Origin of the sequence: Microtetraspora malaysiensis (assembly GCF_050947145.1) — a bacterium.
Lineage (GTDB): Bacteria > Actinomycetota > Actinomycetes > Streptosporangiales > Streptosporangiaceae > Microtetraspora_A > Microtetraspora_A malaysiensis.
In genome coordinates, this window is sequence record NZ_CP191998.1 from 9,042,009 (window position 1) to 9,055,182 (window position 13,174).

General features: G+C 70.1%; 15 protein-coding genes. 10 read left to right on the plus strand and 5 right to left on the minus strand.

Annotated features, from left to right (window positions below; translation table 11 throughout):
- Positions 1–39: 39 nt before the first annotated feature.
- Together ACQP1V_RS42130 and ACQP1V_RS42135 are read right to left on the minus strand one after the other, a co-directional pair.
- Entirely contained in the window at positions 40–696 is a 657-nt protein-coding gene (locus ACQP1V_RS42130; RefSeq protein WP_433417256.1) for a hypothetical protein, read from the minus strand.
- A 98-nt stretch (positions 697–794) separates the two neighbouring features.
- The gene (locus tag ACQP1V_RS42135) at positions 795–1,268 is read right to left on the minus strand and encodes a MarR family winged helix-turn-helix transcriptional regulator (RefSeq protein WP_433417258.1); all 474 of its coding nucleotides are present in this window, start codon (positions 1,266–1,268) and stop codon (positions 795–797) included.
- Between the two features lie 92 nt (positions 1,269–1,360).
- Between ACQP1V_RS42135 and ACQP1V_RS42140 the strand changes: the two genes are divergently transcribed.
- Together ACQP1V_RS42140 and ACQP1V_RS42145 are read left to right on the plus strand one after the other, a co-directional pair.
- The gene (locus ACQP1V_RS42140; RefSeq protein WP_433417261.1) at positions 1,361–2,032 is read left to right on the plus strand and encodes a nitroreductase family deazaflavin-dependent oxidoreductase; all 672 of its coding nucleotides are present in this window, start codon (positions 1,361–1,363) and stop codon (positions 2,030–2,032) included.
- Positions 1,992–2,375, plus strand: a complete 384-nt coding sequence (locus ACQP1V_RS42145) for a hemerythrin domain-containing protein (protein ID WP_433426128.1) — start codon at positions 1,992–1,994, stop codon at positions 2,373–2,375. Before ACQP1V_RS42140 ends, ACQP1V_RS42145 begins: the two co-directional genes overlap by 41 nt.
- Before the next feature lie 35 nt (positions 2,376–2,410).
- Here ACQP1V_RS42145 and ACQP1V_RS42150 read toward each other — a convergent pair whose 3' ends face one another.
- The 3 genes from ACQP1V_RS42150 to ACQP1V_RS42160 form a co-directional block, all read right to left on the minus strand.
- The gene (locus ACQP1V_RS42150; RefSeq protein WP_433417264.1) at positions 2,411–2,665 is read right to left on the minus strand and encodes a response regulator transcription factor; all 255 of its coding nucleotides are present in this window, start codon (positions 2,663–2,665) and stop codon (positions 2,411–2,413) included.
- Between the two features lie 59 nt (positions 2,666–2,724).
- Complete coding sequence (gene trpS, locus ACQP1V_RS42155; protein ID WP_433417267.1) at positions 2,725–3,879, minus strand: tryptophan--tRNA ligase; 1,155 nt, start codon at positions 3,877–3,879, stop codon at positions 2,725–2,727.
- Positions 3,880–4,124: 245 nt separating this feature from the next.
- Positions 4,125–4,628 (minus strand): hypothetical protein, encoded by a 504-nt coding sequence (locus tag ACQP1V_RS42160; protein WP_433417270.1) that lies wholly within the window; start codon positions 4,626–4,628, stop codon positions 4,125–4,127.
- 190 nt (positions 4,629–4,818) lie between these two features.
- On the opposite strand from ACQP1V_RS42160, the gene ACQP1V_RS42165 reads away from it, so the two are divergent.
- The 8 genes from ACQP1V_RS42165 (at position 4,819) to ACQP1V_RS42200 (ending at position 13,136) form a co-directional block, all read left to right on the plus strand.
- A complete protein-coding gene (locus ACQP1V_RS42165) occupies positions 4,819–6,222 on the plus strand; it encodes an LCP family protein (protein WP_433417272.1) in 1,404 nt (467 codons plus the stop codon).
- A gap of 88 nt (positions 6,223–6,310) precedes the next feature.
- On the plus strand, positions 6,311–7,675 hold the full coding sequence (locus tag ACQP1V_RS42170) for an LCP family protein (RefSeq protein ID WP_433417275.1): 1,365 nt from the start codon (positions 6,311–6,313) through the stop codon (positions 7,673–7,675).
- A gap of 98 nt (positions 7,676–7,773) precedes the next feature.
- Positions 7,774–8,781 (plus strand): sulfate ABC transporter substrate-binding protein, encoded by a 1,008-nt coding sequence (locus ACQP1V_RS42175; protein WP_433417278.1) that lies wholly within the window; start codon positions 7,774–7,776, stop codon positions 8,779–8,781.
- Positions 8,782–8,854: 73 nt separating this feature from the next.
- Entirely contained in the window at positions 8,855–9,700 is an 846-nt protein-coding gene (cysT, locus tag ACQP1V_RS42180; protein ID WP_433417281.1) for a sulfate ABC transporter permease subunit CysT, read from the plus strand.
- Complete coding sequence (locus ACQP1V_RS42185) at positions 9,693–10,634, plus strand: sulfate ABC transporter permease subunit (protein WP_433417284.1); 942 nt, start codon at positions 9,693–9,695, stop codon at positions 10,632–10,634. Before cysT ends, ACQP1V_RS42185 begins: the two co-directional genes overlap by 8 nt.
- Position 10,635: 1 nt before the next feature.
- Positions 10,636–11,601 (plus strand): sulfate/molybdate ABC transporter ATP-binding protein, encoded by a 966-nt coding sequence (locus ACQP1V_RS42190; protein ID WP_387414007.1) that lies wholly within the window; start codon positions 10,636–10,638, stop codon positions 11,599–11,601.
- A 13-nt stretch (positions 11,602–11,614) separates the two neighbouring features.
- Positions 11,615–12,007, plus strand: a complete 393-nt coding sequence (locus ACQP1V_RS42195) for an RrF2 family transcriptional regulator (protein ID WP_067137689.1) — start codon at positions 11,615–11,617, stop codon at positions 12,005–12,007.
- Positions 12,008–12,200: 193 nt separating this feature from the next.
- A complete protein-coding gene (locus tag ACQP1V_RS42200) occupies positions 12,201–13,136 on the plus strand; it encodes an ATP-binding protein (protein WP_433417288.1) in 936 nt (311 codons plus the stop codon).
- Positions 13,137–13,174 lie beyond the last annotated feature (38 nt).

Consider the following 13,174-nt stretch of genomic DNA (forward strand, 5'->3'; position numbering starts at 1 on the left):
CGATCCGCACCGTCGTGGACGGCCCATGCTACCCAGTGATCACGCGCTTCCGGCGAAATCGGCTGAGGTCCGGGCCTCGTTGAGGCAGCGCAGCACCGGGGGGCGGACGAGCGCCTCGAGATCGAGGTCACCCGGCCGGCAGCGGCCACTGACTCGGAACACCGCGGTCTCGCCGGGGAGCAGCGTGACGAGTTGGTCGTCCACGGTCGCCCGCGGGTCGAGCCGGTCGGGGAAGATCGTCAGCTCGCGCACGAGGGTCCGCGCGGTCACGGTGATCCGCAGGCCGTCGCCGGCCTCTTCGACCGCCGTGTCGAACGCGGCCGGTGGATAGCCGGCGACGGGGTCCTCCGCGAAGAACCGCAGCGCGCGTACTCCGTCCAGGGTCGCGACCAGCAGCTCCCCCGGGCCGCCCGGTGTGGTGAGCGCGGCGGGCGGCTCCCATCGGGCCACCCCACGCGGGGGCGGCGCGACCCGGTGGCATTCCCGCGCCCGGACCTTCCCGCCGAAGGTCATGCGGACGACCTCCAGCTCGCCGGCCCACTCCCGTCCGGTGTCGTTGATCACGGCGACGGCGGAATCCTGGAACGTGAGTAGCCGGTCGGCGTAGGCGCGCCGCAGCGCGTACCAGAGCGGTTTGCGCCGCCCCGCCCCCGGAATCCTGACCCGATTCGCCCCGGCCGTCCCGGGGCAGATCACGCCCGCCCTCCCCGGAGCCGCGCCATCCCAGAGCGACCTCACTCCACGGCGATCTTCCACTCCACGGCCGCGCGGGGATCAGAGATTCCGGGGCGACCTCACTCGCCGGCGATCTCCCGTTCGTAGGCGGCCAGGGTGTCCACGAACATCTGCCGCTGCTCGGCCGTGAGAGGTTCGAGCGCCTTCCGCCAGGCAGTGGCGCCGTACCCCAGCCAGCCGTCGATCGCCGCACGGTGTTCGTCGGCGATGCTGACGATCTTCCTGCGCCGGTCGGCGTCGTCCTCCCGCCGCTCCAGGATGCCCTTGCGACTCAGCTCGCCCACCATCAGGCTCACGGTCGTGGGCGCGACCTCAAGCCGGGCGGCCAGCTCGTTCACGCTCATCGGCCCGTCGAAGAGCAGGTAGGCGAGCAACGAGAGGTGCCGGGGCGCCAGCGCGAACGATCTCAGCTCCTCCGGGACCCCGAGCCGCTTCGCACGTCCCACCATCCGTGGCATCACCAGCAGCAACGTCCGGATCGCGGCATCGACGTCCAGGCCGGATCCACGATGCCCCGGGCTACCGGTTGACACTCGCGATCCCTCCAAATAGCTTTGCACTCAAATAAGTTTTGCTTTCAAAGCAAATTTTCCTGGTCGGCCGATGCTATCGGAGGGGACGTTTCATGACAGAGCACCGCCCGGGGCCGTCGGAATTCAACAGGCAGGTCATCGAGGAGTTCCGCGCGAACGGCGGCAGTGTGGGCGGCATGTTCCAAGGAGCCACCCTCATGCTCCTGACCACCACCGGCGCTCGCAGCGGCCGACCGCGCACGAACCCCGTGGTGTACCTCCGGGATCGCGACCGGATCTTCGTCTTCGGCTCCAACGCGGGCCGGCCGAAGAACCCCGACTGGCACCACAACCTGCTCGCCGACCCGCGCTGCACGGTCGAGATCGGCACAGGAGACGGCCAGATCGCGACATACGCCGCGACGGCCGAGCCGGTCGAGGGTGCGGAACGCGACCGGATCTACGACATCCAATGCCGTCGCGACCCTGCTTTCACCGCCTATCAGGCCGGCACCTCGCGCACCATCCCCGTGATCGCGCTGACCCGCGCCGCCCCCGGCGCCGGCGAAGAGCGGAACCAGGCGATCGCCCGGTTCCTCGTACGCGTCCACGACGACCTGCGCGGACCTCGCCGCGATCCGCGCAGAGGTCGACGACTACTTCGCGGGACGACACGCCAACGGGCAGGCCGCGCCGTACGGCTCCGCGCGACCGCGTCTGGACCGGAAGCTCGCCCAGCACTGCCTGCTCTTCTGCGACGCGCTCCACGGCCATCACACCAATGAGGACGGGGCGTTCGCCGACTTCGAGAAGCAGTTCCCCCACCTCACCCCCGCCCTGGACCGAATCCGCAGCGAACACCGGCTGGTGGCCCAGGCCGTCGCCGACCTCCAGGCGCTTCTCGCCAACCTCACGTCCGAGGCCGGCGAACCCTCCATCGGCACGTCGGCCCCCGAAGCCCGTGACACAACCGCTCCCGGCACCCGTCCTTCCCGGATCGGAACTGACGACGCCACCACGTTCCTGGCCGAACTGGAGCGACTGGCCTCCCAGCTCGAAGAACACTTCGCGTACGAAGAAGCACACCTCCTACCGGCACTGACCGGAGAACCCCCACGCGCCGGCTGAGCACATACTGAGCACATCCGGACCACGTCGCCCTCTCAGAGCCAGCCGAACTCCTCGGCGCGGGTGGCGGCGCCGGTCTTGCCGATGGCGGCGGACAGGTGGTTGCGCACGGTCCCGTTCGACAGGCGGAGCGCCTTGGCGATCTCGCTCACCGTGCCGCCGCGCCTGGCCTCTCGCAGCACGTCGCGCTCCCGGGCGGTGAGCGGGCCGGTCCCGCTGGCCAGCGATTCGGCGGCGAGGGCGGGATCGACGACCCGCAGACCGGCGTGCACCCGCCGTACCGTCTCCATGGTCCTCGCCGGGTCTCACCGTCGCGCGAGGGCTTTCCATCGCCGGGGAAGGCCGCCCTTCAATAGAGGGTCTTCATCGCGGCCCGCACCTCGTCGAGGGTGGTCTGCGCGACCTCGTTGGCGATCTCGTTGCCGTCGCGGAGGATGCGGCGTACGTAGCCGAGGTCCTGGGCGTAGCGGGCGCGGCGGTCGCGGAGCGGGGCGAGGTGCTCGTTGACGGCCTCGGTCACGGTCGCCTTCAGCGCGGCGGCGCCCTTGCCGCCGATGTCCGCCGCCACGTCGTGCGGATCGCGGCCGAGACACAGCGCCGCCAGCAGGACGAGGCTGGACACCTCGGGCCGGGCGGCCGGGTCGTACGTGATGTGCCGGTCCGGGTCGGTCTTCGCGCCGCGGATGAGCCGGGCGGTCTCGTCGGCGGTGGCGGCAAGACTGACGGCGTTGCCCCGGCTCTTGCTCATCTTGGCGCCGTCGGTGCCCAGCAGCAGCGGCGCGGCCGACAGCAGGGCGTCGGGTTCCGGGAAGACCGGGGCCGCGTCGCTGCCGTACCGGTCGTTGAACCGGCGGGCGATGGTGCGGGTGAGCTCCAGGTGGGGAAGCTGGTCCTGGCCGACCGGGACCAGGTTGGCCTTGCAGAACAGGATGTCGGCGGCCTGGTGGGCGGGGTAGGTGAACATCAGGCCGCTGACCGCGGACTGGCGTGAGTGGGCGATCTCGTCCTTGACGGTGGGGTTGCGGCCCAGCTCGGCGACCGAGACCAGGCTGAGGAACGGCAGCAGCAACTGGTTGAGCGCCGGGATGGCGCTGTGCGCGAAGATCGTGGTCCGCTCGGGATCGATGCCCGCCGCGAGGTAGTCCAGGAGCAGGCCCTCGACGTGTTCGTCCAGTCGGTCGGCGATGTCCCGGTCGGTCAGGACCTGGTAGTCGGCGATGATCAGGAAGGTCTCCACCCCCAGCCGCTGGAGCCGGACGCGGTTGTGGAGAGTGCCGAAGTAGTGGCCCAGATGCAGCCGTCCGGTGGGCCGGTCCCCGGTGAGGACCCGGAACCGTCCGGGGTTCTGCCGGATGAGTTCCTCCAGCTCGGCGCTGCGCTGCCGGGCGGCGGCCACCCCGGCGGTCGTCCCGCCAGTCGTCTCGGCGGTCATCACGGACGTACGTGGATCGCCTGTGGATATCCCCTCGTCGTCTGTGGACAGGGGGGTGAAGGCGGCGGTCATGAGCTTCCTCCTGGTCGGTGGCCGGTACGCCATCCGGAGGAGGTCCCGTCCCAAGAGAGAGCAGCAAAAAGGGCCGTCCATCCGAACGGCCCCGGGTCGCGCGTGAGTGTGGCCGCTCCTACGAGGAGCGCCACCAGCTCAGGCACGACGAACGATGCATGGAAGAAGCATACTTTCGCTTTCGCAGCGGGAACACCATGCCGGTTGCACAATGAGGGTCCGGTACGGGGCCGCCGTACCGGGTCTCAGGTGTTCTGGGCCGGGAGGGCCGACCAGTCGATGGCCAGGCGCTGCGGGTTCGCGGGATCGGTCCAGATCTGGACGACCCGGCCAGGAAGGACGGCACCCATCAGGAGGCGCGGCAGGATCTGGCGGTGGCTCACCGGGTACGGCGCCGCCCCCGAGGGCTGGACCTGGAGGTCGAAGGCGACGACCACCTGGTCGTTCACCGTCGTCCCTGTGTCCCGCATCGCGGTGATCAGCGCGCGGGAGGGGACGCCGGAGCCGATCAGCTCCTGGTTGCCCGTCCCCATGAAGTCCTTCATCCGCCCCAGCGCGCCGGTGGAGGCCCCCTGCCCTCCGGCCAGCCCGGTGGTGAACACGATCACCCCGGTGATCAGCAGGAACAGCCCGATGATGAAGACCGGCACGCCCCAGGACATGGTGGACAGGGAGCTCATGCCGTACACGCCACCGATGAGGAGGACGAGGCCGGCGGCAGCGCCGGCTAAAGGCACATTTCGCGCCATATCGCACAACCTTTCGCCCGTTTCGTACGTCATAGAGATAGGCACGCTCTCTTGACCATCGCTTGCAGCCTGGTTGCCCCCATGGCGATACGCGATGTTCAGGGTGCGTCGCTACACTTGCCGCGATTTGCCGCTTTCGGGCTCTCCGACGCGGGCGACGGCCCCCGTCCGAATCTCAGGAGTTAAGAACGTGGGTCTTGTCGACGTGCGTCCTGCGCTTCCCGTGGAGGAGCCGCCCACTCCGCCGGCCCCGCCCAAGTGGCGGGCCTGGCTCTGGGTGCTGCTCGCGGGCGTCCTCGGCGCGGTGACCGGTGGGGCGACCGTCCTCGGCGGGGCGTACGTCAAGCTCACCGGGAACGTCAAGCACGAGGTCGTGGCCAAGCAGGACCTCGGCAAGCGCCCGGTGAAGATCAGCCAGGCGATGAACGTGCTGATGGTCGGGTCGGACCAGCGAGACGGCGCGAACGGCAAGTACGGCAAGTTCGAGGGCGAGCGGACCGACACGATCATCCTCGCCCACATCTCGCCGAAGCGGGACGGCGCGATGCTGATCAGCTTTCCCCGGGACTCCCTCGTCCAGCTCCCCGCCTGCCCGGCGAAGAACGGCCTTCCCGGCCAGCGGGCGCATGTCGGCATGATCAACGAGTCGTTCAACTCCGGCGGCATCGCGTGCACCTGGCGCACCATCGAGGCGCTGACCGACATCCGGATCGACCACTTCGTCAAGGTGGACTTCACCGGCTTCAAGGGGATGGTCAACGCGCTGGGCGGCGTGCCGGTCTGCGTCCCCGAGCCGATCAACGACAAGAAGGCCCGGCTGACCCTGCCCGCCGGCCACCAGGTACTCAAGGGCGAGCAGGCGCTCGGCTACGTGCGGGCCCGCTACAGCCTCGGCGACGGCTCCGACATCGGCCGAATCCAGCGGCAGCAGATGTTCCTCGCCTCGATGGCCAAGAAGGCGATGAGCGGCGACACGCTGACCGACCCGAAGATGCTCTTCGGATTCCTCGACGCGGTCACCAAGTCGATCACCACCGACCCCGATCTGACGGTGGGCGTAATGAAGGACCTGGCGGTGAGCGCGGAGGGCCTGACCGCCGGACAGATCCGGTTCGTGACCACGCCGTGGCGCTACTCCGTGTCGAGTCCGGGCCGGGTCGAGTGGGTCCAGCCGCAGGCGAACCGCCTGTTCAAGATGGTCGCCGCCGACCAGATCAGCAAGGGCGTCAAGAGCGGCGAGCAGAAGATCCCCAAGTCGCAGATCCACATCATCGTGGAGAACGGCAGCGGCCGGCAGGGGCTCGGCGGGACGGTCGCCGCCGAGCTGGAGCAGCGCGGCTACCACATCAGAAAGGTCACATCCACGGCCAAGCCGTACGCCAAGACCGTCCTCATGTACTCGCCGAACGGCGAGAGCCGGGCGCCCCGGCTCTACCGCGAGCTGCTCACCGCGCGGACCCACCGCGCGCAGAACGCGCAGACGCAGACGCTGGTGCTCGTCCTCGGCGCGGACTGGCAGGGCCTGAAGCCGCCCAAGACCCTGGACGACGTCGAGGGCTTCGACGCGACCCAGGACAGTTGCACCGCGAGCTGACCGGGATTCCACCGGGTCCGTTACTAGCCTGTTATGTCGTTCGCTCGGCGGGCAGTAGCGACGGATACCCGGACGTGGAGTGCTGCGGATGCGGATCGACTGGCGGAACCTCGGACAGGCACTGGGGCTGACCCTCGCGTCGGCCATGGTGTGGGGGATCGCCCACCTGGTGGCGGGCCGCACGCGGACCGGCCTCCTGCTCGCGGGCGCGTACACGCTGCTCCTCGGGACCGTGTTCACCGCCGTCGCGGCGTTGCGCTTCGCGCTGCTGGATCTTGTCGTACGGCCGAACTGGCTGACCGGCCTGATCGCGACGGCGCTGGCGATCGGGTTCTGCTGGTCGGCCGTCATCATCTCGTCGTACCGGGTGGTGCGGCCGGCGGGCCTCGGCAGGGTGGAGCGCGGCATCGGGACCGGGGCGGTCGCGCTGCTGTGCCTGCTGGTCGCCGTGCCGATGGCGTTCGCGGGGCGGCTGGCCTACGTGTCGCGGGACGTGCTGCTCACGGTCTTCGACGGAGGGACGCATCGGCCGGACCCCTGGGCCGGGAAGCGGCGGGTGAACATCCTCCTCGCCGGCGCGGACGCGGCCGGCAACCGGCCGGGCGCGCGGACCGACAGCGTGACCGTCGCGAGCGTGGACACGCGCACCGGTGACACGGTGCTCTTCGGGCTGCCGCGCAACCTGGAGCATGTGCCGATGCCGCCCGGCCCGGCGCGGGACGCCTTCCCCTGGGGGTTCACCGGCGACGGCGACGAGGCCACGCCCGGCCTGCTGAACGAGGTGTACCAGTGGGCCGAGGACCACCCGCGGATCGCCCCCGGCCCGCCCAAGGACCGCGGGATGCGGCTGCTCAGGGACACGGTCTCCGGCATCCTCGGGCTGCGCATCGACTACTACGCCATGCTGGACATGAAGGGCTTCGCCCAGATCATCAACGCCATCGGCGGGGTCACGGTCACCATCAGGCAGGACATCCCGTACGGGCTGGAGGGCGGCGTGCTGCAGGCGGGCCGGCGGCGCCTGGACGGCCGGCAGGCCCTCTGGTACGGCCGCTCGCGTACGGACAGCGACGACTACGTGCGGATGGGCCGGCAGAAGTGCCTGCTCAACGCGGTCGCCAAGCAGGCCGACCCGATGGCGGTGCTGCGCGGCTTCGAGCAGATCGCGGACGCGACCAAGCGCTACGTCACGACGGACGTGCCGCAGGACATGCTGCCCGCGGTACTCGCGCTCTCAGAGAAGATCAAGACCGCGCACATCCGGAGCCTGCAGTTCGTGCCGCCGCTGGTGAACACGGCCCACCCGGACTGGGACCTCATCCGGCGCGAGGTGGCCACGGCCCTGCGCCCCCAGCGTCCGGGACACTCACGGCACCCGGCGCGTACCCCCCAGCCGTCGCCGCGCCCGTCGGCGTCGCCGGGCGCCGCGCAGTCACTCGACCGCATCTGCTGACCCTTTCCAGAAAACCTACCGGACTTGACGGGAATATCACCCTGGGTTTCAATATCTGCTAAGCCGACTTATTTAGTAGGAAAAGCAGGGAGAAGCCCATGAGCGTTCGCAGGCTACGGGGGATCACGGCCGCCGCCATCGCGACCACCGCCCTGATCACGGCCTGCGGGGGAGGCAGCGGTTCGGGGGGAGACGGAAAGGTCAAGCTGGCGCTCGTCGCCTACTCCACCCCGCAGGCAGCTTTCACGGAGATCATCGCCGCCTTCCAGAAGACTCCCGAGGGGAAGAACATCACCTTCACCCAGTCGTACGGCGCCTCCGGCGACCAGAGCCGCGCCGTGGCGTCCGGGCTCAAGGCGGACATCGTCGAGTTCTCCCTGGAGACCGACATCACCCGCCTGGTCAAGGCCGGACTCGTGGCCGAGGATTGGAACAGCGGCCCCACCAAGGGCATCCTGACCAAGTCGATCGTGGTGATCGGCACCCGCAAGGGCAACCCGAAGAACCTCAAGACCTGGGACGACCTGGTCAAGCCTGGCGTCGAGGTCATCACCCCGAACCCCTTCACCTCCGGCGCCGCCCGGTGGAACCTGCTCGCCGGGTACGGCGCGAAGTCCGGCAAGGGCGCGAACCAGGAGGCCGGGCTCGCCTACCTGGACCAGCTGCTGCACAACGTTCCGGTCCAGGACGACAGCGGACGCAAGGCGCTGCAGACCTTCACCGGCGGCAAGGGCGACGCGCTGCTGACCTACGAGAACGAGGCGATCTTCGCCCAGCAGAACAAGCAGGAGCTGGAGTACGTCGTCCCCGACGCCACGCTCCTGATCGAGAACCCGGTCGCGATCACCAAGGACTCGGCCCACCCCAAGGAGGCCGCGGCCTTCCTGAAGTACCTCTACTCGGCCGAGGCCCAGACGATCTTCGCCAGGAACGGCTACCGCCCGGTGGTCGACGGCGTGAACGGCTTCACCTGGCCCAACCCGCCGCAGCTCTTCACGATCCGGGACATCGGCGGCTGGGACACGATCACCAGCGAGTTCTTCGACCCGAAGACCGGCAAGGTCGCCGAGATCGAGCGCAAGCTCGGCGTCGCGACCGAGAAGTGACCGCCATGACCGGCCGCAGTGATCCCCGTCAGGCGTCCCCCACACGTACGCACCTGAGGTGGGCGGGATCGGCATGACCGTGGACACCCCCTCCCGCACCGCTCCCCCGCCGCGCGCGGGGGAGCGGCGCCGCCCGCGCGCCTCCGCGGGCACCGCACTCGGCCTCGGCTCCGCCGTGCTGTACCTGAGCCTGATCGTGCTGATCCCGCTCGCCCTCGTGGTGGTGCGGTCCACCGACGAGGGGCCCGGCTACTTCTGGAAGGCGGTCACCACGCCCGACGCGTGGGCCGCGCTCACCCTCACGATCGGCGCCTCGGCGGTCGTCGCGCTCGTCAACCTCGTCCTGGGCACGCTCATCGCCTGGGTGCTGGTCCGCGACCGCTTCCCCGGCAAGGCGATCGTGGACACGCTGATCGACCTGCCCTTCGCCCTGCCGACGATCGTCGCCGGCCTGGTCCTGCTCGCGCTGTACGGCCCGGAGAGCCCGCTCGGGGTGAACCTCGCCTACAGCAGGGCCGGCGTGGGGCTCGCGCTGCTCTTCGTCACGCTGCCGTTCGTGGTCCGCACGGTGCAGCCGGTGCTGATCGAACTGGACAAGGACATGGAGCAGGCCGCGGCCTCACTCGGGGCGAGCCCGTTCCAGACCTTCCGGCGGATCATCCTGCCGAACCTGGTGCCCGCGATGCTGTCCGGCACCGCGCTGGCGTTCACGCGGGCGATCTCGGAGTTCGGCTCGACCGTGCTGATCTCGGGCAACCTGCCGTTCAAGACCCAGGTCGCGGCGGTCAACATCTTCAGCCAGATCGAGGGGGACAACACCACCGGCGCGGCGGCGATCTCGACCGTCCTGCTGGTCGTGGCCCTGGTCGCCCTGCTGGCACTCGACCTCCTGCAGCGATGGGGGAGCCGCCGTGGCTGAGTCCGGCACGGTCCACGAAAACACGGTCCACGAGAACACGACCGACCCGAGCACGGCCGACCCGAACGCGGCCGGCGACAGCACTGCCGGCGAAAGCACCGGCGCCACCGCCCGGAACCGCACCGTCAGGCCCGGCGGCGGGCCCCGCGGAGTCTCCAGGTACGTCCTGCGCGTGATCGCCATCGGCTACCTCTTCTTCCTGCTGGTGCTCCCGGTCGCACTGATCGTCTGGCGGACGTTCGGCGACGGCCTGGTCCCGTTCGTCGAGGCGCTGACCTCGCCCTCGGCGCTGCACGCGTTCCAGGTCACCCTCGTCGTCGCACTGTGGGCGGTCGCCCTGAACACCGTCTTCGGTGTCGGCGCCGCCCTCCTCCTGGTCCGGCACGACTTCCCGGGGAAGCGTCTCCTCGGCGCGTTCATCGACCTGCCGATGGCGGTGTCCCCGGTCGTCGTCGGGCTCGCGCTGATCCTGCTGTACGGCCGGTTCTCCCCGGTGGGCGGGCTGCTGGAGAGCTGGGGCCTGCAGATCATCTTCTCCACGCCCGGCATGGTGCTCGCCACGGTCTTCGTGGCGCTGCCGCTCGTGGTGCGGTCCGTCGTCCCGGTTCTGGAGGAGCTCGGCGACGAGCAGGAGCAGGCCGCGCACACGCTTGGGGCGAGCCGCTTCCAGACGTTCCTCCGCATCACGCTCCCCGGCATCCGCTCGGCCCTGGCGTACGGCGTGGTGCTGTGCCTGGCCCGTTCCCTCGGCGAGTACGGCGCGGTCGCGGTCGTCTCCGGACGTCTGGTCGACCAGACCCAGACCCTCACCCTCTTCGTCGAGGAGCGCTTCCAGAACTTCGACCAGCCGGCGGCGTTCGCGGCGTCCACGGCGCTCGCGCTGCTCGCCGTCGTCACGCTGCTGCTCACCCGGCTTCTGCGCCCAAAGGACTGACATGGCCATCGAAGTACGCGACGTGAACAAGTCCTTCGGGACCACTCCCGTGCTGCGCGACGTCTCCGTGGACGTCGCCTCCGGATCGCTCACCGCCCTGCTCGGCCCGAGCGGCGGCGGGAAGTCGACGCTGCTGCGCGTGATCGCCGGGCTGGAGCACCCCGACACGGGGACCGTACGGATCTCTGGTGTGGACGCGACGCGGCTCTCGCCGCAGCGGCGCAACGTGGGGTTCGTCTTCCAGCACTACGCCGCCTTCAAGCACATGACGGTGTTCCGCAACGTGGCCTTCGGGCTGGAGATCCGCAAGCGGCCCAAGGACGAGATCCGCAGGCGGGTCATGGAGCTGCTGGAACTGGTCCATCTGGAGCGGATGGCCGACCGCTATCCGTCCCAGCTCTCCGGCGGCCAGCGGCAGCGGATGGCCCTCGCCCGCGCCCTCGCCGTCGAGCCCGAGGTGCTGCTCCTCGACGAGCCGTTCGGCGCGCTCGACGCGCAGGTGCGCAAGGAGCTGCGGACCTGGCTGCGGCGCCTGCACGACGAGGTTCACGTCACGACCGTGTTCGTCACCCACGACCAGGAGGAGGCGATCGAGGTCGCCGACACCGTCGTGGTGCTCGCCGACGGCGCGGTGGAGCAGGTCGGCAGCCCGTCGGACGTGTACGACAACCCGGCGAACCCGTTCGTCATGCGCTTCCTCGGCCCGGTCACCGAGATCGGCGGGAGCCTCGTCCGCCCGCACGACATCGAGATCAGCGCGGAGCCGCGACCGGGCAGCGGCGAGGCGACGGTCACCCGGGTGGTCCGGCTCGGCTTCGAGGTGCGGGTGGAGCTCCTGGTCGACGGCCGGGAGGCGTGGGCGCAGGTGACCCGGGGCACCGCCGAACGGCTCGCGCTGGCCCCGGGCGACATCGTCAACGTACGGCCCACTCCGGGCGCGCGGTCGCTGACCCTGACCGGGGCGTGACCCCCTACGGCGCATGCGGCTTTCCGCCCGTACCCAGTACGCCCTGCGCGCCGCCGTGGAACTCGCGGCGGCGCCGCCCGGTCCCGTGCCCGCGGAACGGATCGCGACCGCGCAGGACATCCCCCGCAGGTTCCTCGACAACATCCTGCTGCAGCTCCGCCGGGCCGGGCTGATCAAGAGCCAGCGCGGCCCGGACGGCGGCTACTGGCTGGCCCGGCCCGCCGACCAGATCTCCCTGGCCGACATCATCGTGGTGGTCGAGGGCGTGTCGCAGGAGAGCGAGCGCTTCCCGGGGGTCGCCGGGCCGCTCGCGGGGGTCTGGACCGCCCTGCGCGAGTACGAGCACACCACGCTCACCGAGATCACTCTGGCGCACATCGCGAGCGGGTCTCTCCCGCCCTTGTAGTGCTCGCGACGGGTCGCAGGCCGATCTGGCCCCGGCGCCGCGTCCCACCTTGAACACTTTTCGCCCCGCCTCGGCCTGCCGCCGGCTCTCCACCGCCCTTTCCTGCGCGGTTCTTCTTCGCGAACGCCCTCACCTGTGGCATCATCACAATCGACAACGAAAACGGTTTTCATAATCACGTTAGGAGGACAGCATGCGAGTGGCGTTCGTCGGCAAGGGCGGCAGCGGTAAGACGACGTTGTCATCGCTTTTCGCGAGATATGCCGCGCATATCGGCACAGTCGTCGCCATCGACGCCGACATCAACCAGCACCTCGGCCTGGTGCTCGGCGCGGCCACGACCCCGCGCCCGCTCGGCGGGATGATCGGCGAGATCAAGGAGTACCTCCGGGGCGACAACCCCCGGATCCGCGACGCCGCCTCGATGGTGAAGACCACCCCGCCCGGCCGGGGCTCCCGGCTGATCCGGCTGGACGACCCGTTCTTCCCGTCGGTGCGGGTCGAGGGCGTCGCGCTGATGGTCACCGGCCCGTTCGAGGAGGAGGACCTCGGCGTCGCCTGCTACCACTCCAAGGTGGGGGCCGTCGAGCTCTACCTCAACCACGTCGTGGACGACCAGGGTGAGTACGTCGTCGCCGACATGACCGCCGGGGCCGACTCCTTCGCCTCAGGGCTGTTCACCCGGTTCGATGTCACGTTCCTGGTCGCCGAGCCGACCAGGCAGGGCGTGAGCGTCTACCGGCAGTACCGCGATCACGCCGCCGACTTCGGCGTCGCCCTCGCCGTCGTCGGCAACAAGGTCCAGGATCAGCGCGACGTCGACTTCCTGCGCGAGCACGTGGGAGACGACCTGCTCACCTGGTTCGGGCACTCACCGGCCGTACGCGCGCTGGAGCAGGGGCGCCCGTTCACGCTCGACGACCTGTCGGGCGACGACCACGACGCGCTCGCCATGCTCCTGAAGCGGGTCGACGCGCAGCCCAAGGACTGGCAGAGGTTCGGCGCGCAGGCGGCGGAGTTCCACCTGCGCAACGCCCGGGCGTGGGCCGACCGCGCCACCGGCGAGGACCTCTCCACCCAGATCGATCCGGAGTTCGTGTACGGCCCCGCCGCGACCAACCCCGCCTAGAACGTGCCCCTCCGCGACACCTGGAGGCGCGCCCGGCC

Coding starts and splice junctions, on each gene's coding strand:
- ACQP1V_RS42140 (WP_433417261.1), top strand. CDS start 1,361: ATGACAGAGCACCGCCCGGGGCCGTCGGAATTCAACAGGCAGGTCATC.
- ACQP1V_RS42150 (WP_433417264.1), bottom strand. CDS start 2,665: ATGGAGACGGTACGGCGGGTGCACGCCGGTCTGCGGGTCGTCGATCCC.
- trpS (WP_433417267.1), bottom strand. CDS start 3,879: ATGACCGCCGCCTTCACCCCCCTGTCCACAGACGACGAGGGGATATCC.
- ACQP1V_RS42160 (WP_433417270.1), bottom strand. CDS start 4,628: ATGGCGCGAAATGTGCCTTTAGCCGGCGCTGCCGCCGGCCTCGTCCTC.
- ACQP1V_RS42170 (WP_433417275.1), top strand. CDS start 6,311: ATGCGGATCGACTGGCGGAACCTCGGACAGGCACTGGGGCTGACCCTC.
- ACQP1V_RS42175 (WP_433417278.1), top strand. CDS start 7,774: ATGAGCGTTCGCAGGCTACGGGGGATCACGGCCGCCGCCATCGCGACC.
- cysT (WP_433417281.1), top strand. CDS start 8,855: ATGACCGTGGACACCCCCTCCCGCACCGCTCCCCCGCCGCGCGCGGGG.
- ACQP1V_RS42190 (WP_387414007.1), top strand. CDS start 10,636: ATGGCCATCGAAGTACGCGACGTGAACAAGTCCTTCGGGACCACTCCC.
- ACQP1V_RS42195 (WP_067137689.1), top strand. CDS start 11,615: ATGCGGCTTTCCGCCCGTACCCAGTACGCCCTGCGCGCCGCCGTGGAA.
- ACQP1V_RS42200 (WP_433417288.1), top strand. CDS start 12,201: ATGCGAGTGGCGTTCGTCGGCAAGGGCGGCAGCGGTAAGACGACGTTG.